Source organism: Neisseria sp. P0017.S009, from assembly GCF_051957375.1.
In the GTDB taxonomy this organism is placed as follows: Bacteria; Pseudomonadota; Gammaproteobacteria; order Burkholderiales; family Neisseriaceae; genus Neisseria; species Neisseria perflava.
This window is the reverse complement of record NZ_JBQCWL010000001.1, coordinates 86,854-107,390: the sequence shown is the minus strand read 5'-3', so window position 1 is coordinate 107,390 and position 20,537 is coordinate 86,854. Positions and strand designations below refer to the sequence as shown.

The 20,537-nt window shown below is 47.8% G+C and carries 17 protein-coding genes; 6 read left to right on the top strand and 11 right to left on the bottom strand.

Annotation, left to right across the window (positions count from 1 at the left end; translation table 11 throughout):
* Positions 1–29 precede the first annotated feature (29 nt).
* From lipA to ACTHTG_RS00465, 3 genes are all read right to left on the bottom strand, one after another.
* Positions 30–1,013 carry a lipoyl synthase gene (gene lipA / locus ACTHTG_RS00475; protein ID WP_070460755.1) on the bottom strand — a complete coding sequence of 328 codons (984 nt, stop codon included), beginning with the start codon at positions 1,011–1,013 and terminating at the stop codon, positions 30–32.
* Between the two features lie 129 nt (positions 1,014–1,142).
* A complete protein-coding gene (lipB, locus tag ACTHTG_RS00470) occupies positions 1,143–1,745 on the bottom strand; it encodes a lipoyl(octanoyl) transferase LipB (protein ID WP_049344799.1) in 603 nt (200 codons plus the stop codon).
* The gene (locus tag ACTHTG_RS00465) at positions 1,745–2,020 is read right to left on the bottom strand and encodes an HP0495 family protein (RefSeq protein ID WP_004519710.1); all 276 of its coding nucleotides are present in this window, start codon (positions 2,018–2,020) and stop codon (positions 1,745–1,747) included. The genes lipB and ACTHTG_RS00465 overlap by 1 nt, the downstream gene beginning before the upstream one ends.
* 213 nt (positions 2,021–2,233) lie before the next feature.
* Here ACTHTG_RS00465 and lon point away from each other — a divergent pair, with 213 nt between their 5' ends.
* The 5 genes from lon (at position 2,234) to ACTHTG_RS00440 (ending at position 7,791) form a co-directional block, all read left to right on the top strand.
* Positions 2,234–4,693 (top strand): endopeptidase La, encoded by a 2,460-nt coding sequence (gene lon / locus ACTHTG_RS00460; RefSeq protein ID WP_070695583.1) that lies wholly within the window; start codon positions 2,234–2,236, stop codon positions 4,691–4,693.
* A 186-nt stretch (positions 4,694–4,879) separates the two neighbouring features.
* Positions 4,880–5,149 (top strand): HU family DNA-binding protein, encoded by a 270-nt coding sequence (locus tag ACTHTG_RS00455; RefSeq protein WP_070625332.1) that lies wholly within the window; start codon positions 4,880–4,882, stop codon positions 5,147–5,149.
* Positions 5,150–5,500: 351 nt separating this feature from the next.
* Positions 5,501–5,770, top strand: coding sequence for a FeoA family protein (locus ACTHTG_RS00450; protein WP_003746882.1), 270 nt, complete (start codon positions 5,501–5,503; stop codon positions 5,768–5,770).
* 27 nt (positions 5,771–5,797) lie between these two features.
* Entirely contained in the window at positions 5,798–7,666 is a 1,869-nt protein-coding gene (gene feoB, locus ACTHTG_RS00445) for a ferrous iron transporter B (RefSeq protein WP_070608305.1), read from the top strand.
* Positions 7,663–7,791 (top strand): FeoB-associated Cys-rich membrane protein, encoded by a 129-nt coding sequence (locus ACTHTG_RS00440; RefSeq protein WP_003683546.1) that lies wholly within the window; start codon positions 7,663–7,665, stop codon positions 7,789–7,791. Before feoB ends, ACTHTG_RS00440 begins: the two co-directional genes overlap by 4 nt.
* Before the next feature lie 115 nt (positions 7,792–7,906).
* Here the strand turns inward: ACTHTG_RS00440 and ACTHTG_RS00435 are convergent, their stop codons facing one another.
* The 8 genes from ACTHTG_RS00435 to yhbY all read right to left on the bottom strand — a co-directional run bounded on the left by ACTHTG_RS00435 (position 7,907) and on the right by yhbY (position 19,801).
* A complete protein-coding gene (locus ACTHTG_RS00435; protein ID WP_440360415.1) occupies positions 7,907–8,560 on the bottom strand; it encodes a DUF1287 domain-containing protein in 654 nt (217 codons plus the stop codon).
* 222 nt (positions 8,561–8,782) lie between these two features.
* On the bottom strand, positions 8,783–10,159 hold the full coding sequence (gene mpl, locus ACTHTG_RS00430; RefSeq protein ID WP_049344804.1) for a UDP-N-acetylmuramate:L-alanyl-gamma-D-glutamyl-meso-diaminopimelate ligase: 1,377 nt from the start codon (positions 10,157–10,159) through the stop codon (positions 8,783–8,785).
* A 404-nt stretch (positions 10,160–10,563) separates the two neighbouring features.
* Positions 10,564–10,902, bottom strand: a complete 339-nt coding sequence (locus ACTHTG_RS00425; RefSeq protein WP_003683576.1) for a P-II family nitrogen regulator — start codon at positions 10,900–10,902, stop codon at positions 10,564–10,566.
* An 89-nt stretch (positions 10,903–10,991) separates the two neighbouring features.
* A complete protein-coding gene (gene lpdA, locus ACTHTG_RS00420; protein ID WP_049344805.1) occupies positions 10,992–12,776 on the bottom strand; it encodes a dihydrolipoyl dehydrogenase in 1,785 nt (594 codons plus the stop codon).
* 77 nt (positions 12,777–12,853) lie between these two features.
* Complete coding sequence (aceF, locus tag ACTHTG_RS00415; RefSeq protein ID WP_440360414.1) at positions 12,854–14,440, bottom strand: dihydrolipoyllysine-residue acetyltransferase; 1,587 nt, start codon at positions 14,438–14,440, stop codon at positions 12,854–12,856.
* Positions 14,441–14,577: 137 nt separating this feature from the next.
* Positions 14,578–17,241, bottom strand: coding sequence for a pyruvate dehydrogenase (acetyl-transferring), homodimeric type (gene aceE / locus ACTHTG_RS00410; RefSeq protein WP_004520617.1), 2,664 nt, complete (start codon positions 17,239–17,241; stop codon positions 14,578–14,580).
* 620 nt (positions 17,242–17,861) lie between these two features.
* Positions 17,862–19,289, bottom strand: coding sequence for a tetratricopeptide repeat protein (locus ACTHTG_RS00405; protein WP_004520615.1), 1,428 nt, complete (start codon positions 19,287–19,289; stop codon positions 17,862–17,864).
* Positions 19,290–19,513: 224 nt separating this feature from the next.
* Complete coding sequence (yhbY, locus tag ACTHTG_RS00400) at positions 19,514–19,801, bottom strand: ribosome assembly RNA-binding protein YhbY (RefSeq protein ID WP_004520614.1); 288 nt, start codon at positions 19,799–19,801, stop codon at positions 19,514–19,516.
* A 111-nt stretch (positions 19,802–19,912) separates the two neighbouring features.
* Here yhbY and ACTHTG_RS00395 point away from each other — a divergent pair, with 111 nt between their 5' ends.
* A complete protein-coding gene (locus ACTHTG_RS00395) occupies positions 19,913–20,533 on the top strand; it encodes an RlmE family RNA methyltransferase (protein WP_004520613.1) in 621 nt (206 codons plus the stop codon).
* Positions 20,534–20,537: the final 4 nt, after the last annotated feature.

Here is a 20,537-nt window from a genome sequence, read left to right as displayed (position 1 = left end):
TTTTTCAGACGGCCTTATATGATTAAACCTTAGTGGTGGCTACACCCGCCGTGGGTTTCACGCAAAGCTTCGGCTGCTTGCTCGTCTGCGTGGTAGCTTGAGCGAACCATTGCGCCGATGGCGGCATTGGTAAAGCCCAATTCGTATGCTTCTTTTTCAAAAACTTTGAATTGGTCGGGCGTTACATAGCGCAAGACGGGCAAGTGGCCGTCTGAAGGTTGCAGATATTGGCCGATGGTAATCATCTCGATATTGTTGGCACGCATATCGCGCATGATTTCGCGCACGTCCTCGTCTGTTTCGCCCAAGCCGACCATGATGCCGGACTTGGTCGGGATATGGGGCATCATTTCTTTGTAGCGGCGCAGAAGCTCGAGGGAGTGTTGGTAGTTGGCACCCGGACGGGCTTTTTTATACAGGCTTGGATGGGTTTCCAAGTTGTGGTTCATTACATCGGGTGGTGTTTCTGCCAAGATTTCCAGTGCGATGTCCAGACGGCCGCGGAAATCGGGAACAAGGATTTCGATTTTGGTATTCGGGCTGGTTTCGCGGATGGCTTTAATGCAGTCGGCGAAATGTTGGGCACCGCCATCGCGCAGGTCGTCACGGTCGACGGAAGTGATCACGACATAGCGCAGGTTCATGGCTTTGACGGATTCGGCCAAGTGTTTAGGCTCGTCAGGATCCAACATGTTGGGGCGGCCATGGCCAACGTCGCAGAACGGGCAACGGCGGGTACAAATATCGCCCATAATCATGAATGTGGCCGTACCTTTGGTAAAGCATTCGCTGATGTTTGGACAAGATGCTTCTTCGCACACGGTATGCATTTTTTGTTCGCGAAGAATATTTTTGATTTCAAAGAATTTCTTGCCCGGTAATTTGGCGCGGATCCATTCGGGCTTTTTCAATTTTTGTTCCAATGGAACAACTTTAATCGGAATGCGTGCAGTTTTGTCTGCGCCTTTCAGTTTGATGCCGCGTTTTGGGTCGTTTTTTACTTCTTCACTCATGGTGATGTGTTCTTTCTGTCGTTATAAAGGCCGTCTGAAAAGCTGATTGCGGCCTTTATGGCCTAAGGGCTTGTGGGTTCAGAGGGGCTGTTAAAGGATGGCGTTGGGGCTGAATATTTTCAGACGGCCTTATGCCAGCTCTTTTTGTAAATGCTTGGTCAGTTTGTCTGCAACTTCTGCCAAACTGGGTGCCGGAGAGACATAGTCGGCAATTTGGGTCATTTCCATACCAGCATAACCGCAGGGGTTGATATGGGTAAACGGACTTAAATCCATGTTCACGTTAAGCGCCAAGCCGTGGTAAACGGAGCCGTCTTTGATACGCAGGCCCAGGGAAGCGATTTTACGCTCGCCGACATAAACGCCGGGACGTTTGGGGTCGGCGGCTGCTTCGATGCCGTATTCTGCCAAGGTGGCGATGATGCTGTTTTCAAGTGCGGAAACGATATGGCGCACACTGGTCTTACGGCGTTTGAAATTGATCATCGTATAAACGACCAATTGGCCAGGACCGTGGTAGGTAATTTGACCTCCTCTGTCAATTTGGACAACGGGAATATCGTCGCGGATGAGGAGGTGTTCGGGCTTACCGGCCAAGCCTTGAGTGAATACGGGCGGATGTTCGACCACCCATAATTCGTCTTCGGTATTTTCGTCACGCGAGGCATTAAATGCCTTCATGGCTTCGAAAGTCGGCAGGTAATCGACCAAGCCTTTGTGCACGATTTTCATTACAGCACCACTTTTACCAATTCGTGTGAAGTCAGGTCGCGGTAGATATTGTCGAGCTGCTCTTGATTTTCAACATTTACATGGACAGTCGCGCCGGTATAGTTGCCTTTGCTGCTTGGGCGCGTAGTAATGTGGTGCGGCTCGGTATCGGGAGCGTGTTTGCGCACGGTTTCCAAGATGGCGGATTCAAATTCCGGATGAACCACGCCCATGACTTTTACAGGAAAGGTGCAAGGGAATTCAATTAATGATTTTTTTTCGGTTGAGTCTGTCATGGTTTACTACCTTTTTTGGTTAGCCAGGGCCGTCTGAAAAGTTTTCAGACGGCCCAAAATCCGATATATTTTATCGTAAACGTCCATATCGGGCTATTAAAAATGATGTTTTAGAAAATAGGTGCGGATAAGCTGTTTTCAAGTCTTGAAATGGAGCGCTTCAGCCCAATTTTGAGCTACATTCTGATTTAACAATGATTGAGATTTCTAACTATGCCGACAAAAGACAAATATTTCGAGGAATACAGTGCGCTGGCTACCTTGCCTTTACGCGATGTCGTGGTGTATCCGCATATGGTATTGCCGCTGTTCGTCGGTCGTCCTAAATCGATTGCAGCCCTTGAGGCGGCAATGGCTAATGATGATCCGGTTTTCCTGTTGGCCCAGCTTGACCCTAATACAGAAGACCCTAAAGCTGAAGATTTGCACCAAACTGGTACGGTTGCCCAAGTTTTGCAGGTTTTGAAGCTGCCTGACGGCACCGTTAAAGTGTTGGTAGAAGGTATCCGTCGTGCGCGCGCATTGACGGTTGACGAAACAGGCGGACTGTTTTTATCCCATGTGGAGGCGATTGATGAAAACAGCGACAAGGACAATCCCGAAATTGAAGCCTTGCGCCGTACCTTGCTGACTCAATTTGAGCAATATGCGAAATTGAACAAAAAAATCCCTGCCGAAGTTATCAGTACCATCAGCAGTATCGATGACAACAGCCGTCTTGCCGATACTATTGCCGCGCATTTGCAGCTGAAATTAGAGCAGCGTCAATATGTACTGGAGACTGCCGGCATTGTTGACCGTTTGGAATTTCTGCTGGCGCAGTTGGAAGCCGAACTCGATATCATGCAGGTCGAGAAACGCATCCGTGGCCGTGTGAAACGTCAAATGGAAAAATCCCAACGTGAGTATTACTTGAATGAGCAAGTAAAAGCGATTCAGAAAGAATTGGGCGAAGAAGACGAGCGCGACGAGCTGGATGCGCTGGAAAACAAAATCAAAGAAGCAGGCATGAGCAAAGAGGCTGAAGAAAAATGTCTGTCTGAATTGAAAAAACTGAAAATGATGCCGCCGATGTCTGCGGAATCTACCGTCGTGCGCAACTACATCGATACTTTGCTTGAGTTGCCGTGGAAGAAAAAATCCCGTGTCAGCAAAGATATTGCCAAGGCTGATTTGATTTTGAATGCCGACCACTATGGTTTGGAAAAAGTTAAAGAGCGCATTTTGGAATATTTGGCCGTTCAAAAACGTATGGACAAGCTCAAAGGCCCGATTTTATGTCTGGTTGGCCCTCCGGGGGTGGGTAAAACTTCCTTGGGTGAGTCGATTGCCAAAGCCACAGGCCGTCAATATGTGCGTATGGCGTTGGGCGGCGTGCGTGATGAAAGCGAAATCCGCGGCCACCGCCGTACCTATATCGGCTCTATGCCGGGCAAAATCTTGCAAAATATGGCGAAAGCGGGTGTGAAAAACCCATTGTTCCTGCTTGATGAAATCGACAAGATGGGCAGCGATTTCCGTGGTGATCCTGCCAGTGCTTTGCTTGAGGTGCTGGATCCTGAGCAAAACAACAAGTTCGCTGACCATTATGCCGAAGTCGATTATGATTTGAGCGATGTGATGTTTATTGCCACTTCAAACAGCTTGAATATCCCGACTCCGCTGCTTGACCGTATGGAAATTATCCGTCTGTCCGGTTATACGGAAGATGAAAAAATCAATATCGCCATGCAATACCTTGTGCCGAAACAAATGAAGCGCAATGGTGTGAAAGAGGGTGAGTTGGTGGTTGATGAAAGTGCGGTGCGCGATATTATCCGTTACTACACCCGCGAGGCCGGTGTCCGCTCGTTGGATCGCGAAATTGCCAAAATCTGTCGCAAAGTGGTGATGCAGGTTACTTTGAATGAGGACAAGAAAAAAGCGTCCAAATCCAAAACAGTAAGCAAGGCCAAGCCTAAAGCGATTAAAGTTACTGAGAAAAATCTGCATGACTATCTGGGCGTGCGCCGTTTCGACTATGGTGTGGCCGAAAGCGAAAACCGCATCGGCCAGGTAACCGGTCTGGCTTGGACCGAAGTCGGTGGCGAGTTATTGACCGTAGAGGCGGTTGCCTTGCCGGGTAAAGGTACGATTCAATGCACCGGCCAACTGGGCGATGTCATGAAAGAATCGGTATCGGCTGCATGGTCGGTTGTCCGTTCCCGTGCTGAATCAGTGGGTTTGGCGCCTGATTTTTACGAGAAGAAAGACATTCACGTTCATGTGCCTGAAGGTGCGACGCCAAAAGACGGTCCGAGCGCAGGTATCGCCATGACTTTGGCGATGGTTTCTGCCTTCACCAAAATTCCGGTGCGTGCAGACGTGGCGATGACCGGCGAAATCACTTTGCGTGGCGAAGTCTTGCCGATTGGTGGTTTGAAAGAAAAACTGCTGGCTGCTTTGCGCGGCGGTATCAAGCATGTATTGATTCCAAAAGACAACGTCAAAGATTTGGAAGAAATCCCTGAAAATGTTAAAACCGGTCTGACCATTCATCCGGTCAAATGGATTGATGAAGTGTTGGCTTTGAGTCTGGAAACTCAGCCTGAGCAATGGGTTGCCGAATTGGCAGTTGCCGAGACCGTGCAAACTCCTAAGACAAAGTCAAGAACAAAAGCAACCAAGCATTAAGTTGGCCGTCTGATGTTGCAAAAAATGTGGTTTTGCCCTGAATGCCCCAAAAATAGGGCAATTCCACATTTTTTACTTGACATGATAATTTCAGAATTGCTATAAAGTGCGTATGTGCTTTGAAAGCGCTCAAGCCCCGAGTATTCGGGCATTTCATCATCTTTATACGATAGGAAGGGACTAATTGTGAACAAGTCTGAATTGATCGAAGCAATTGCTCAAGAAGCCGGCATTTCCAAATCTGCTGCGCAAAAAGCTTTGGATGCTACTACTAATGCCGTAACCAACGCATTGAAAAGCGGCGACACTGTTACTCTGGTCGGTTTCGGTACTTTCTACGTCGGCGAACGCGCCGAACGTCAAGGCCGCAACCCAAAAACTGGCGAGCCTTTGACTATTGCTGCTGCTAAAACTCCTAAATTCCGTGCCGGTAAAGCATTGAAAGACGCTCTGTAATTTAGAGTCTTTCCCTGAATGGGAATAAAAAACCGATTTGATTCGGTTTTTTATTTTGAAGGCCGTCTGAAACCTTTCAGACGGCCTTTAGTTTGTTGAGTGCATAAAAAGGCTGAAATCCTAATGATAAAAGGATTTTAGCCTTTTTAGTTTATCTTGTTACATTTGATTTTTATATTGATATACCTTATCATTAAGGGAAACAATAACAGTATTCAAAACAAACCGCACTTATCGAAAGAAGGGGCAAATAGCCATTCGTAAACAATCTTTCAAATGTGCTACACATTCATCATACTTCTCACGTTTTTTCAATAATCTATTTTTAAAACAAAAAGAAAAGAGAGGCTTATGTCTGCTGTTCCTTTGTCGCGCCTGAAAAAAGGCGCAGTCGTACATATTGATTCCATTGCTCCCAATCCTGTTTTTGGTGATTTGGATACCTTGGTAACCCGTCGTCTTGCAGATTTGGGTTTTTCCAGCGGAATGCCGTTGCAAGTGATTGCAGTGGGTGGTTTTGGGAGAGGCCCGTTTGCGGTACGTTTGGGTAACCAATCTCAATTTTCCCTGCGTTCGGAAGAGGCCGGGAAGATTATGTGTCGTATCGTTGAGGCCGTTTAAGGCCGTCTGAAAGAATAAGGAAAAATGATGGAACTAAGCTATTTTGCCTTGATTGGCGCGCCAAACTGCGGCAAAACCGTTTTGTTCAACGGTTTGACCGGCTCACATGCCAAGGTTGCCAATTATCCGGGCGTAACTGTCGATAAGCGCGAGGGCGCCTTCCTCGACGACGAGGCCGTCCGCATTATCGACCTGCCGGGCACATACAGCCTACGCACGACCAGCCCCGACGAAGCGGTGGCGAAAGATGTAATGGTAGGCAAGATGGGCATTCCGCCCGATGCCATTATTGCCGTTGCCGACGCGACCAACCTGCGTATGACCCTGCGCATGATTTTGGAACTGAAAACGCTGGGACTGCCTATGGTGGTGTCGCTGAATTTGAGCGACGTGGCCCGCAAAAGGGGCTTGAATATCGACGCGGCCAAACTGAGCGAGTTGTTGGATGCACCTGTTTTGGAAACAGTTGCAGTGAGCGCGTCGGGTGTACAGGCTGTACGCGAAGCCGTGGCGAAGCTGCCGCGCAAACGCTCTTTCCCCGCAAACCCCGCCTCTGCCGAACGCACGCTCGATGCGCTGGATAGCGACAAACTTTATCAAGAAGTCGAATCGATTTTGGCACAAGTGGTACGCACCCAGATGACGCTGCCCGCATGGCACAAAAAACTCGACGACATCGTGCTGCACCCCGTCTGGGGCATGATTATGCTGCTGGTCATCCTGTTTATGGTGTTCCAAGCGGTTTACACATGGGCGGCGCCGATTATGGACGCCATCGAAGGTGGCTTTACCGCGCTGGGCGAATGGATAGGCGCCAACATGGAGCCGGGCATCCTCAGCGACTTGCTCGTCAACGGCGTCATTGCCGGTTTGGGCAGCGTGTTGGTGTTCCTGCCGCAGATTACGATTTTGTTTGCCTTTATCCTGCTATTGGAAGACTCAGGCTATCTGCCGCGTGCAGCCTTCCTGCTGGATAACGTCATGGCAAAAAGCGGTTTGTCCGGCCGTTCGTTTATTCCCCTTTTGTCCAGCTTTGCCTGTGCCGTTCCTGCCGTGATGTCGGCGCGTACCATTAACGACCCGCGCGAACGCCTTGTTACCATCGCGGTTGCGCCGTTGCTGACTTGTTCCGCACGTTTGCCAGTGTATGCGCTGATTATCGCCGCTGTTATTCCTGACCGTACAGTGGGTGGGATTTTCAACCTGCAAGGCCTGACATTGTTTATTCTTTATATCGTAGGCATTCTGTCGGCTGCATTGGCAGCGTATATCATGAAACGCTTGGCGCGGATGAAAGGCAATGTGCAACAATTCCCACTTTTGATGGAATTGCCGACTTTCCGTACGCCTAACTTCAAACACATCATGACCAGCTTGTGGGATAGGGTAAAAGCCTTCCTGAAACGCGCGGGTACCATCATTTTTGCGTTGGCCGTGGTTCTGTGGGGCTTGGTAAGCTGGCCGCAACCGCCTGAAGGCGCAACCGGTGCCGCCATCGATTACAGCTTGGCAGGTACGCTTGGTCATGCTATTCAGCCGTTTTTTGCACCTTTGGGCTTTACTTGGGAAATGTGTATCGCCATGATTCCGGGTATTGCCGCGCGCGAAGTGGTCGTTGCCGCATTGGGTACCGTTTATGCCGTCAGCGCGTCGTCTGAAGATGCCGTACAAAACGCATTAATTCCCATCATACACAACAACTGGGGCTTGCCGACTGCCTTTGCCTTCTTGGCTTGGTATGTGTATGCTCCGATGTGTGCCGCGACTTTGACCGTGATTAGACGCGAAACCAAATCCACGAAAAATATGCTTATGATTACAGGCTATTTGTTCCTGATGGCTTATTTTGCCGCATTCGTGGTTTACCAAATTTCTTCAAGGATACTATCATCATGACTCAATATATTATCGTCGGCTTGATTATGCTCGCCTGCGTATTCTTCCTCTTGCGAAAATTCGTATTCAAACCGAAAAAACGCGACTGCAGCAGCGGCTGCGGCAAATGTGGCGGTTGCGGTTAAATAAAGAGGGTTAGGTAAAAGTAAAAGGCCGTCTGAAATGGTTTCAGACGGCCTTTTTTATTGCTCTATGGTTTTTCAGATGCAAAACTAGGTATTTAGAGCTTAGCACCAGGATTTATTGAACGGGAAGTCTGAAATGTCCGGTAATGGTGTAGCGGTAGAGGACATCGTCTTCACGGGTTCCTGAACCGATATTATGGATAATCAGTGGCCTGTCATCGATTTTTCGATCGGAGGCGATGCCGATATGGGGACGGTTGCCTTTCAGTTCCCAAGTTACAATATCGCCAGCTTGATAGTTTGCATCTTGAACGGCCCAGCCTTGACGCGTGAAATAAGTCATTAGGTTAGGCACGCGGCGATGGTCGATATTGGTATCAGGTTGTTTCAAACCCCAGCGTTTCGGATAGACGGAAAAATTCCGACTCATGTCTTGATAAACAAGCTCTTGCAAATCTATATTTTGGTCGCGCAAGGCACGGATAATGACGTCTGTGCAAACGCCTTTTGATATCGGCACATCTCCCATCGGATAAGTGAGCTTCGTGTAAGCTGGGTCGTAACGAAGGGTTTTGCCGATTTGGTTGCGCGCAGATTGTACGATTTTCGGTGATGGTCCTTTGGGTTCGGTAATTTTTTGTTGTAGGAAATCGGTATTAATACTTAGGATAGAATTGTGATGACGAGCAAAAAATACAACTGTTGTAATCAGAAGGATAGAAAGCGCAATACTGAGAACTATGGGCTTAAAGGCTATTTTGTGTTTCATGATATATGCACGGCTTAGATGTTGTCTGCATTATTATCAGATTTTTGAGTGGGTTGGCAATGCATAATGGAAAAATGGTCTTGAGCAAGTATGTACGGGCAAATAATAGATGAGTGTTATTTGGGTATTACCAAAACATTTTTTGTAAATATAGATTTTAAATTGGCATATGATAAAAGGCCGTCTGAAAACTTTTCAGACGGCCTTAGTTATTGGAGAAGGCTATTTCAATGCTTCTAACAGCTTCCCGTGTATTCCACCGAAACCGCCGTTGCTCATGACCAAAATATGATCGCCTGCTTCGGCATTTTTCACAATTTCGGCAACAAAGGCATCGAAGTCTTTGCCTACGTGCAGTTTGTCACCTAAAGGCGCGAGGGCTTCGGCGACGTCCCAGTCCACGCCACCGGCGTAGCAGAACACTTGGTCGGCATTGTTTAAGCTTGCGGGCAGGGCGGCTTTCATGGTACCGAGTTTCATAGTGTTAGAACGTGGCTCGAGGACGGCGAGGATGCGTGCGTTACCGACGTGCTGGCGCAGACCTTCGATAGTGGTTTCGATGGCGGTCGGGTGGTGGGCAAAGTCATCGTAAACAGTGATGCCGTTTACCGTGCCTTTGATTTCCATACGGCGTTTGACGTTTTTAAATGCACTTAAAGCTTCGCAGGCCGTCTGAATATCGACGCCGGCATGACGTGCAGCGGAGATAACGGCGAGGGCGTTCATACGGTTGTGTTCGCCCATCAGTTCCCACGCGACGTGTCCGACTGTTTCGCCGTGATGACGTACGTCGAACGAGCCGTCGGCATGGACGGTACCAACCTGCCAGCCTTGTTCGGTACCAAATTTTTCTACGGGCGTCCAGCAGCCTTTATCCAGAGTATCTTGCAGGCTTTGCTGTTGGCCGTTGCAGACGATGAGGCCTTCAGACGGCACGGTGCGTACCAAATGATGGAATTGGGTTTGAATGGCGCCCAAATCGGCAAAAATGTCGGCGTGGTCGAATTCAAGATTGTTCAAAATGGCGGTACGCGGACGGTAGTGTACGAATTTGGAGCGTTTGTCAAAAAAGGCAGTATCGTATTCGTCGGCTTCGATAACGAAGAATGGGGATTTTGAGTTAGGGTCTTGGCGCGGGGGTTGTGGCAGACGGGCGGAAACGCTGAAGTTTTCCGGTACGCCACCAATCAGGAAGCCCGGAGCGAGACCGGCATATTCCAAGACCCAGGCGAGCATGGAGGCGGTAGTCGTTTTGCCGTGTGTGCCGGCTACACCGAGTACCCAATGATGGTGTAATACGTTTTCAGCAAGCCATTGCGGGCCGGAAATGTAAGGCAGGCCTTTATTCAAAATGGCTTCAATCACATCCATGCCGCGTTTGGCAACATTACCGATAACGTAAATATCGGCTTTAAATTCGTCCAATTGAGCGGCATCAAAACCTTCATGTACGTCTATGCCCAAGGCTTCAAGCTGGGTGCTCATCGGCGGATACATCTTTGCGTCGCAACCGCTGACTTTAAAACCTGCTTCTTTGGCAATAGCCGCTACGCCGCCCATAAATGTGCCGCCGATACCGATAATGTGGATGTGTTTCATGATAAGACTGTCTTTGGATAAATTAATTTTAAAGCCGTCATTATAACGGAGTTTGGATAAAGAAAGGGGTCGTCTGAAAAGTTAGGCAACAACAAGAATAGGAAAAAATGCGAAGAATTGATTTTAAAAGGAGGGCGTTGAGGTTTTGCAAGTATGGGATTGGGGTTAGCCCTGCTTTGGAAAGAGTTATTTGATACGGTAAAGTCGTTCACGAAGGTCAGGTGAAGCATTGCCTCGAACTCCTCCATGCTTGATAGCGTGAAGTTTTCGATAATAGGTTTACTTGGATAGACTTTAGAGAATGGGGGGTATTCAATTAATGCCGTCTGAAAAATAAGTCCTGAGCAAACCACGCTACGACTTATTTTCAGACGGCATTTGTATTCTGTGTTTTGCGATTTCTATTAAAGCGCTGCTTCCGAGCGTTCACCGGTACGGATACGGATAGCTTCTTCAACCGGATAAATGAAGATTTTACCGTCACCGATTTTGCCGGAATGTGCGGTTTCTAAAATGGCATCAACAGCCTGATCGACTTTGTCGTCAGCCAATACCAATTCGATTTTCACTTTAGGCAGGAAATCAACTGCGTATTCTGCGCCGCGATAAATTTCCGTATGGCCTTTTTGGCGGCCGAAACCTTTGACTTCGCTGACGGTCATGCCGGTAATGCCGATTTCAGTCAGGATTTCGCGTACATCGTCGAGTTTGAAAGGTTTGATAATAGCTTCGATTTTTTTCATATTAAGTCTCCTTGTTTGCAAAAAGGCCGTCTGAAACATTCAGACGGCCTTTGTTCCATCAAGTTCGTTCAAATTTTATTTGAGTGAACTTATTTCTTTTTCTGAGCCGGTAGGTCGGTACATACGCCCAATGCCACTTCCGCAGCCATACCGATGGATTCTCCCAGGGTTGGGTGTGGGTGGATGGTTTTACCGATATCGGCGGCATCACAGCCCATTTCAATCGCCAAGCAGACTTCACCGATCATATCGCCGCCGTTAGGACCAACGATACCGCCACCGATGATGCGGCCGGTTTCAGCATCAAAAATCAGCTTGGTGAAACCATTGTCGCAACCGTTGGCAATTGCACGGCCGGAAGCAGCCCATGGGAAGTTGGCTTTGGTAATTTTGCGGCCGGAAGCTTTGGCAGACAACTCGGTTTCGCCAACCCATGCCACTTCAGGAGAAGTGTAAGCAACACCCGGAATAACGCGCGCGTCAAAGTAGGCTTTATGGCCGGCACAGTTTTCCGCAGCAACGTGGCCTTCGTGAACGGCTTTGTGTGCCAACATCGGTTGACCGACGATGTCGCCGATAGCGTAGATGTGCGGCACGTTGGTGCGCATTTGTTTGTCCACTTCGATGAAGCCGCGGTCAGTTACAGCAACGCCTGCTTTTTCGGCGCTGATGAGTTTGCCGTTAGGCGCACGACCGGCAGCCACCAATACGGCATCGTAACGTTGTGGCTCTTTAGGCGCATTTGCACCTTCAAAAGTAACGTAAACGCCGTCTTCTTTAGGCTCAACAGCAACAGTTTTGGTGTTGATCATGATGTTGTCAAAACGGTATTCGTTTTGTTTTTGCCATACTTTAACCAAGTCGCGGTCTGCGCCTTGCATCAGGCCGTCCATCATTTCAACAACATCCAGGCGAGACCCCAAAGTGCTGTAAACCGTACCCATTTCGAGACCGATAATACCACCGCCGATGATCAACAGTTTGCCTGGTACTTCTTTCAGAGCCAGTGCACCGCTGGAATCGATGATGCGTGGATCTTCAGGAATGAAAGGCAGTTTGGTTACGCGGCTACCTGCTGCAATGATACAGTTTTTGAAGGCAACGATTTTTTTCTCGCCGGTAGGAGTCGCTTGCTCGTACACGTCGCCGGTAGTCAGCGACACTTCCAAGTGGTGCGGATCTAAGAATTGGCCGTCGCCTTGGATAACGTCTACTTTACGGCCTTTGGCCATGCCTGCCAAACCGGTAGTCAAACGGGAAACCACGCCGTCTTTGTAAGCACGCAGCATGTCGATATCGAGTTCAGGCTCTGGGTATTTGATACCGTTGGCAGCCAAGTGACGCACTTCATCGATAACGGCAGCATTGTGCAACAGGGCTTTGGAAGGGATACAGCCAACGTTCAAGCAAACGCCGCCCAAAGTTTTGTAACGCTCGACGATGGCAACTTTCAAGCCTTCGTCAGCAGCGGCAAATGCAGCAGAATAACCGCCAGGGCCGCCACCCAATACAACTACGTCGTATTCGGCATCGGCAGAACCGCCGAATTGAGCAGCTTGAGGAGCAGGAGCGGCTGCTTTAGGTGCTTCTTGCGCAGGAGCAGCTGGTGCTTCGGCTTTAGGAGCGGCAGCCGCACCTTCGGCTTCAACGACTGCAATCAAGCCGCCTTCGGAGATTTTATCGCCGACTTTAACTTTAACTTCTTTAACGACACCTGCAACTTCGGCAGGTACGTCCATAGTGGCTTTATCGGTTTCCAAAGTAATCAGGGTATCGTCCACAGCAATGGTGTCGCCTACATTTACTTCAACCGCAATAATATCTACGTTTTCGTGACCGCCAATGTCGGGCACTTTTAATTCAACTAAGCTCATGTCTAATCTTTCTGAATGATGTTCGGACTTCTTTTTTCAGACGGCCTGAGTAAAAAGGCCGTCTGAAAATGCTCGGATTACAGAGTAATGCGGCGGAAGTCTTTCAACAGGTTAGCCAGGAATACGGTAAAGCGCATACCGGCGGCACCGTCGATGACGCGGTGGTCGAAGGACAGGCTCAATGGGCACATCAGGCGAGGAGCGAATTCTTTGCCGTTCCAAACCGGTTTAATTTGGGATTTGCACACGCCCAAGATGGCAACTTCAGGAGCATTCACGATTGGCGTGAAGCCTGTACCGCCGATACCGCCCAAGCTGGAAATGGTAAAGCATGCGCCTTGCATTTCTTGTGGTTTGAGCTTGCCTTCGCGGGCTTTTTTAGACAATTCGGTCAGCTCTTGGCTGATTTGTTTCAAGCCTTTTTGATCCACGTCTTTGATTACTGGAACAACCAAGCCGTTTGGCGTGTCTGCTGCGAAACCGATGTTGAAGTAGTTTTTCAGCACCAAGTTGTCGCCATCCAAAGAGGCGTTGAATTCAGGGAAGGCTTTCAGTGCAGCAACAGAGGCTTTAATGATGAAGGCCAATGGAGACAGTTTCACGCCTTCGCGTTCCCATTCTTTGTTCAGCTGTTTGCGGAATTCTTCCAATTCGGTCATATCCGCTTCCTCGTGTACGGTAACGTGAGGAATCACAACCCAGTTGCGAGACAGGTTTTGACCAGAGATTTTCTTAATGCGAGACAGTTCTTTAACTTCGACGCTGCCGAATTTAGAGAAGTCAACTTTAGGCCATGGCAACAAGTCCAGACCACCGCCCAAAGAGGCAGCGGCAGGTTTGCCTGCACCGCTTTGCATAACGGATTTAACGAAGGCTTTAACGTCTTCGCCCATGATACGGCCTTTCAGACCGGTACCTTTAACTTGACCCAAATCTACACCCAATTCGCGCGCCAGTTTACGTGCGGAAGGACCTGCATGGGCTTTGGCAAAAGCAGCTTCGTCAATTTTGGCAGCTGCAGGTGCAGCTGGAGCAGGCGTAGCGGCTGGTGCGGGAGCAGCAGGAGCCGGAGCAGGTGCGGCAGCTTGAGCGGCAGGAGCAGGAGCAGCTGCGGCGGAACCGGCGGTTTCTACTTCGATAATGGCAGAACCTTCAGATACTTTGTCGCCAACTTTTACAAATACGGCTTTAACAACACCGGCTTCTGTACATGGTACGTCCATAGTGGCTTTGTCGGTTTCCAGAGTAATCAGAGTGTCGTCAACGGCAACAGTGTCGCCAACTTTAATTTCAACGGCAATAATGTCTACATCTGTATGACCGCCAATATCCGGGACAACAACTTTTACAGTTGCCCCGCCTGCAGGGGCTGCGGCAGGAGCGGCAGCGGGAGCTGCAGGAGCCGGGGCTGCATCGGCAGCGGCGGCATCGGTTTCAACGGTCAGAATAACGCCGCCTTCAGAGATTTTATCGCCAACTTTAACTTTAACTTCTTTCACGACACCGGCTGCATCGGCAGGTACGTCCATAGTGGCTTTGTCGGTTTCTAAAGTAATCAGGGTGTCGTCAACGGCAATGGTGTCGCCTGCTTTAACTTCTACAGCGATGATGTCGACGTTTTCATGACCGCCGATATCAGGGACTTTGATTTCTACGATACTCATTTGAGTTCCTTTAATATTTTCAGTTTGATGCCGTCTGAAAACTGTTTCACACGGCATCGGTACAGTTTGTCTGTTCAAACCATTCAAACATTTGGTTTTCAGACGGCCTAATGTTAACAGGCCGTCTGAAACATCAATTAGCGTTTCCAGCTAGGAGCTGCATCGGCTTTAATACCATATTTTTCAATGGCTTGTTGAACGGTTTCTTTGCTGACTTTGCCCTGTTCGGCCAGAGCGCTCAATGCAGCAACGGCAACGTTGTAGCGGTCAACTTCGAAGAAGCTGCGCAGGTTGGCACGGCTGTCGGAACGACCGAAGCCATCGGTACCCAAGACGTGGTAGTCGTTAGGGATGTAGGCACGGATACGGTCAGCATAGCTGCGGATGTAGTCGGTAGCGGCAATAACCGGACCGTCATGACCTTGCAGTTGAGAAGTAACAAACGGTACTTTTGCAGTTTCCAATGGGTTCAGACGATTGAAGCGTTCCACTTCGATGGCATCGCGGTGCAGCTGGTTGAATGATGGGCAAGACCAGATGTCTGCTTCTACGCCGAAGTCGGCTTTCAACAATTCGGCACCGGCAATGACTTCTTGCAGGATGGTACCGGAACCCATCAATTGGACTTTTTTATCGCCTTTGCCGCCGGCTTTCAGCAAGTACATACCTTTCAGGATGTCTTGTTCTACGCCTTCAGGCATGTCCGGATGGGTATAGTTTTCATTCATCAGGGTGATGTAGTAGAACACGTCTTCGTGGTTAACATACATACGGCGCAAGCCATCGTGTACGATAACGGCTACTTCATATTGGAATGTCGGATCGTAAGTTACACAGTTTGGAATCAAATCTGCTTGAATGTGGCTGTGGCCGTCTTCATGTTGCAAACCTTCGCCATTCAGTGTTGTACGGCCGGCTGTACCACCCAGCAGGAAACCGCGTGCATGCATATCGCCTGCTGCCCATGCCAAGTCGCCGACGCGTTGGAAACCGAACATAGAGTAGTAGATGTAGAAAGGAATCATGGCAAAGTCGTTGTTTGCGTAGCTGGTCGCAGCAGCAATCCAGTCAGCCATAGCACCTGGTTCGTTAATACCTTCTTGCAAGATTTGACCGTCAACAGATTCTTTATAGAACATCAGTTGGTCTTTATCTTGAGGAGTGTATTGTTGGCCTTTAGGGTTCCAAATACCGTATTGACGGAACATACCTTCCATACCGAACGTACGGCTTTCATCTGGAACGATAGGCACCACGCGTTTGCCGATTTTTTTGTCTTTCAACAAAGTAGACAGGATGCGGACGAAAGCCATGGTGGTTGAGAATTCACGGTCACCGCTGGATTTCAGTTGAGTCTCAAATGCTGACAGTTCAGGCACTTCCAGAACTTCTTGGGTAGGTTTGCGTTGAGGCAGGTAGCCACCCAAAGCTTCACGGCGTGCATGCAGGTATTTGTATTCTTCGCTGTCGGGAGCAAAAGTCAGGTAAGGCAGGTTGCCACTGTCGATTTGCTCGTCGGTAACAGGAATGTCAAAGCGATCACGGAATTGTTTCAGAGAAGCTTTGTCCATTTTCTTGGCTTGGTGAGCAACGTTTTGACCTTCGCCGGATGCACCCATGCCGTAACCTTTAATGGTTTTAGCCAAAATGACAGTAGGTTTGCCGTCGGCGTGGTTCACTGCGCGGTCGTAAGCGTTGTACACTTTTTGAGGGTCGTGACCACCGCGGTTCAATGCCCAAATTTGTTCATCAGTCATATCGGCGACCAATGCTTTCAGTTCAGGCGTATTGAAGAAGTGTTCGCGAACGTATGCACCGTCTTTGGATTTGTAAGTTTGGTAGTCACCGTCCAGGCACTCTTCCATACGTTTGCGCAGGATGCCATCTTTGTCTTTTGCCAAGAGGCGGTCCCAACGACGACCCCAGATGACTTTCACAACATTCCAGCCGGCGCCGGCAAAGTTGCCTTCCAGCTCTTGAATGATTTTGCCGTTACCGCGTACTGGACCGTCCAAACGTTGCAGGTTACAGTTGATGACGAATACCAGGTTATCCAAGCCTTCGCGTGAAGCCAGAGCAATAGCACCTTGGCTTTCAGGTTCATCCATTTCGCCGTCGCCACAGAATACCCATACTTTACGGCCTTTGGTTTTAGCTAGGCCGCGAGATTCCAAGTATTTCAGGAAACGGGCTTGGTAAATCGCCATCAATGGGCCAAGACCCATAGATACGGTTGGGAATTGCCAGAAGTCAGGCAACAGGTGAGGGTGAGGATAGGAAGGCAGACCATGACCGGCAACTTCTTGACGGAAGTTGTTCAATTGGTCTTCAGTCAGACGGCCTTCAACGAAAGCGCGTGCGTAGATACCAGGGGCAACGTGGCCTTGGAAGAATACCAAATCGCCTTCTTCGCCTTCACCTTTAGCTTTCCAGAAGTGGTTGAAGCCGACTTCGTACATAGTGGCGGCTGATTGGAAAGATGCAATGTGTCCACCCAATTCCAAATCTTTTTTACCTGCGCGCAAAACGATAGCGGCAGCGTTCCAACGAACGAATGCACGGATACGGTGTTCGATGTTTTGGTCGCCAGGGATGCCTTTTTCGTCTTCAACGGAAACGGTGTTCAAGTATGGAGTAGTGGTGCCATGGGGCATACGGATGCCTTTGTCACGGCTGTATTTGACCAAACTTTCCAGCAGATACTGGGCGCGTTCGCTGCCTTCATATTCTAAAACAGAGCTTAACGCGTCTAACCATTCTTTGGTTTCAATTGGGTCAACATCGTGTAATTGGGTGGACATAATATCTATCCTTGTGTTGAGTGTTTTTCAATGACGGAGTATTACTCCGATATTTTCGTTTGTGAACATATATGAGTTAAAAACGAAAATTCCTAGAGTCAAATTCGAAAAAGTCTTAATTACTGAAATGTTTTCAATACGTTATAACCATTGATGAAAAATCAGAAAGAATAGAACTTTTTGCGAACCGGCCAACCTGCAAATGCTATCAGTAATTGGGCAAACTGGCAAATCATGCTGTAGATATTGATAGGATGTAAAGGTTAAAATAAGATTTTTTAAAAGAGTTATGGAGCTTGTTTTTAAATCGGGATATTGAGTGGATACAGTAAAAAAGCATCAGATATTTGAGTAAATGGATTCGAATACGAAAAATATTTTTCAAATTTCGTTTTAAATTGAAAGTTTATATTGGATTTAGGGTTTGAAAGAGAAAATTTAGATTATCTGATTCTTTACAAAGAGAATAGGCCGTCTGAAGACTTTAAAGAGATTAAGAGGAAATGGGATTTGAAGATGATAATTATTTAGGAAGAGTAAATGAAAAAATGACATGTACAGGCTTTTAGTTTAGCTCTGAACATGTCATTTATGTAGGAAGTTAGAATTTCAGACGGCCTTTAAACTGCAGAGGATTTTTGGGCAAATTGCTTCCATTGAGCTAAAAGCTCTTTGAGAACATCTTGCTGCTCATGTCCATGTTGGATGGCTTCTTGCAGCCAAAAACATGCGTTATTGATGTCTTTCTCTACACCTAGGCCGTGGTAATAGAGACAGGCAAGATTATATTGGGCCATTGTATCCCTTTGTTTGGCTGCAGCTTCAAACCATTTTGCAGCTTGGGCATAGTCGACAGGTACACCTTGTCCACTGTAATACATCATGCCAAGATTGGTTTGGGATTTGCTGTGTCCATGTTCTGCGGATTGATGGTATAGATCCAGTGCTTCAGCGTAATTTTGTTGACGTTTTAAGCCATAGTGCGCTGCAAATGCCAGTTTGTATAGGCGCTCGGCCTCTTGACGTTGGAGGGCGATTTCTTTGGTTAACTCATAGTTTTGCTGGTTATTCAACGCACTGTCAGATAGAAGTTTTTGGTAAGCGACAAGATTGCCTAAGTCGGCTGCGCGTTGATAATACTGACGGGCGGTGTTTGCATCAACTGCTCGTCCCAATCCGTAGCGATGGATATCTCCCAAAAGGCGCAAGCCTTCCGGATCATTTTGGTCCGCAGCAGACTTGGCGTGTTGATAGGCTTTTTGAGGGTTTCGCTCGGTGTTTTTTCCCAAAAGATAGATTTCGGCAAGTGCTACATGCGCATTGCTGTCACCTTGTGCGGCAGCTTTTTCAAACCATTCCAATGCTTCAGCAGGATTTGATGCGACTAAGAGTTCTGCAAGAGAAGTTTGCGCCGGAACAATGTCGTAATTGGCGGCAATGCGTAAATGTTCGATTGCTTTTTCAGGATTTTGTGCGACACCTTGACCCAATTTATATTGAAGACCAAGTTGCCAGTGTGCTGCAATAAACCCCTGTGCGGCAGATTGCTGGTAGAGTTTATGGGAGTATTCTAAATCAGGGGTGCTTGAGTATTGGTAGTGTTGGGCTAAGAAATATTGCGCCTGAGGGTTTTGTTGCTCGGCAGCTTTCAATGCCCATTTGACTGCTTCTTGGTCATTGCCGCTATCCGCATATAAACGCATCAGGCGCAGCTGGGCCGGGACCAAGTCTTCTTTGGCAAGTTCTTGATAGGCTGAAATAAGCGTTTCTACTTCTGCGCCGTTATTTTCTTGTAATTGGAGAAGATTGTAGCGGGCATAGGGATGACCGGCTCTTGCCGCTTGTTTTAAATATTCAACTGCAATTGCTAAATCTTGTTCGTTTTCTTGGTTTTCGAACAGGCATCCTGCCAGCTGAAATGCAGCCTCAACATGCCCGGCTTCTGCTGCTTCGCAGAGCAATGGGATGGCTCGTGCAAAGTCAGGTGGGTCTTGAGTGATTAATTTTTCTGCTAGCAGAAAAGATTCTTCATATTGTTGAGCATTCATCGGTTTGCTTTTATATTTTGTGAAGGATTAGGAATAAAATAATCGGCCGACAGGGTGCGGCCGTTATGATTTTGTAATTTTGAGGTTATTTACAAAAACAGGCAACCGTATTTGTACTTTTATACTTAGAATAATGGAATAATTTTTTTTATGCTGCATAAATACAACAGAAGGATATGATAAAGTGGGTTGAGAAAATACTTCTGCTGTTTATTCAGTTTAAATTATTTATCATCCGGTTTTTTACGCCACAAAACAAGTAATTTGCCAATATGTTGCACCAGTTGAGCACCCAGTGTTTCACACAGGGCATCACAAATTTCAATACGTTCAGCACGATCATCGCCAAAAACACGGACTTTAATCAATTCGTGTGCTGTCAATGCGGCGTCGGTTTCTTTAATGACGGAGTCGGTCAAACCTTGTTGGCCAACAATAACAACGGGATGAAGGTGGTGTGCTTGGGCTTTCAAGGCCAAAATTTCTTTGGTGCTTAGTTTGTTGTCGCTCATTTTGATAAGTATCCAATTAAAAAGAATAATGGCTATATTGTACGCGATTTAGAACATTTACGGGGGAAATAACGTACAATGCTGATTTCAACTTAAGCATTTCAAATCAAGATGGCTGTACGCTCAAAATCTTCAAAAGCATGGCTGCATGAGCACGTCAACGATCATTATGTCCATATGGCACAAAAAGACGGATATCGTGCCAGAGCGGCTTATAAATTATTGGAAATCAATCAAAAAGATAAATTAATCAAGCCGGGTACGGTTTTGGCGGATTTGGGCAGCGCGCCGGGAAGTTGGTCACAGGTAGCGGCCAAGCTGGTCGGTAAAACAGGGGCAGTGTTTGCTTTGGATATTTTGCCGATGGATGCTATTGAAGGCGTGTCGTTTATTCAGGGCGACTTTAGGGAAGATGCTGTTTTGGAACAGTTTGAAGCCTTATTGGATAATCGTCCGTTAGACCTTGTAATCTGTGATATGGCACCCAATATGTCAGGCAATGCCGTAACAGACCAGGCACGCAGTTTTTATTTGTGTGAACTGGCTTTGGATTTTGCCTCCCAACATTTGAAAACCGGAGGCAGTTTTCTAGTGAAGGTGTTTCAAGGCGCGGGTTATCAAGAGTATACGGCGGCTATGCGTGAAATTTTTGCCAGTGTACAAACTCGAAAGCCGGATGCTTCCCGCAATCGTTCCAGTGAGATTTACCTATTAGGTAAAAATAAACGCTGACAAT

What these genes read in the sequence shown, in the direction of transcription:
- lipA (WP_070460755.1), bottom strand. Translation starts at nt 1,013, where the DNA reads ATGAGTGAAGAAGTAAAAAACGACCCAAAACGCGGCATCAAACTGAAA.
- lipB (WP_049344799.1), bottom strand. Translation starts at nt 1,745, where the DNA reads ATGAAAATCGTGCACAAAGGCTTGGTCGATTACCTGCCGACTTTCGAA.
- ACTHTG_RS00465 (WP_004519710.1), bottom strand. Translation starts at nt 2,020, where the DNA reads ATGACAGACTCAACCGAAAAAAAATCATTAATTGAATTCCCTTGCACC.
- lon (WP_070695583.1), top strand. Translation starts at nt 2,234, where the DNA reads ATGCCGACAAAAGACAAATATTTCGAGGAATACAGTGCGCTGGCTACC.
- ACTHTG_RS00450 (WP_003746882.1), top strand. Translation starts at nt 5,501, where the DNA reads ATGTCTGCTGTTCCTTTGTCGCGCCTGAAAAAAGGCGCAGTCGTACAT.
- feoB (WP_070608305.1), top strand. Translation starts at nt 5,798, where the DNA reads ATGGAACTAAGCTATTTTGCCTTGATTGGCGCGCCAAACTGCGGCAAA.
- ACTHTG_RS00440 (WP_003683546.1), top strand. Translation starts at nt 7,663, where the DNA reads ATGACTCAATATATTATCGTCGGCTTGATTATGCTCGCCTGCGTATTC.
- ACTHTG_RS00435 (WP_440360415.1), bottom strand. Translation starts at nt 8,560, where the DNA reads ATGAAACACAAAATAGCCTTTAAGCCCATAGTTCTCAGTATTGCGCTT.
- mpl (WP_049344804.1), bottom strand. Translation starts at nt 10,159, where the DNA reads ATGAAACACATCCACATTATCGGTATCGGCGGCACATTTATGGGCGGC.
- ACTHTG_RS00425 (WP_003683576.1), bottom strand. Translation starts at nt 10,902, where the DNA reads ATGAAAAAAATCGAAGCTATTATCAAACCTTTCAAACTCGACGATGTA.
- lpdA (WP_049344805.1), bottom strand. Translation starts at nt 12,776, where the DNA reads ATGAGCTTAGTTGAATTAAAAGTGCCCGACATTGGCGGTCACGAAAAC.
- aceF (WP_440360414.1), bottom strand. Translation starts at nt 14,440, where the DNA reads ATGAGTATCGTAGAAATCAAAGTCCCTGATATCGGCGGTCATGAAAAC.
- aceE (WP_004520617.1), bottom strand. Translation starts at nt 17,241, where the DNA reads ATGTCCACCCAATTACACGATGTTGACCCAATTGAAACCAAAGAATGG.
- ACTHTG_RS00405 (WP_004520615.1), bottom strand. Translation starts at nt 19,289, where the DNA reads ATGAATGCTCAACAATATGAAGAATCTTTTCTGCTAGCAGAAAAATTA.
- yhbY (WP_004520614.1), bottom strand. Translation starts at nt 19,801, where the DNA reads ATGAGCGACAACAAACTAAGCACCAAAGAAATTTTGGCCTTGAAAGCC.
- ACTHTG_RS00395 (WP_004520613.1), top strand. Translation starts at nt 19,913, where the DNA reads ATGGCTGTACGCTCAAAATCTTCAAAAGCATGGCTGCATGAGCACGTC.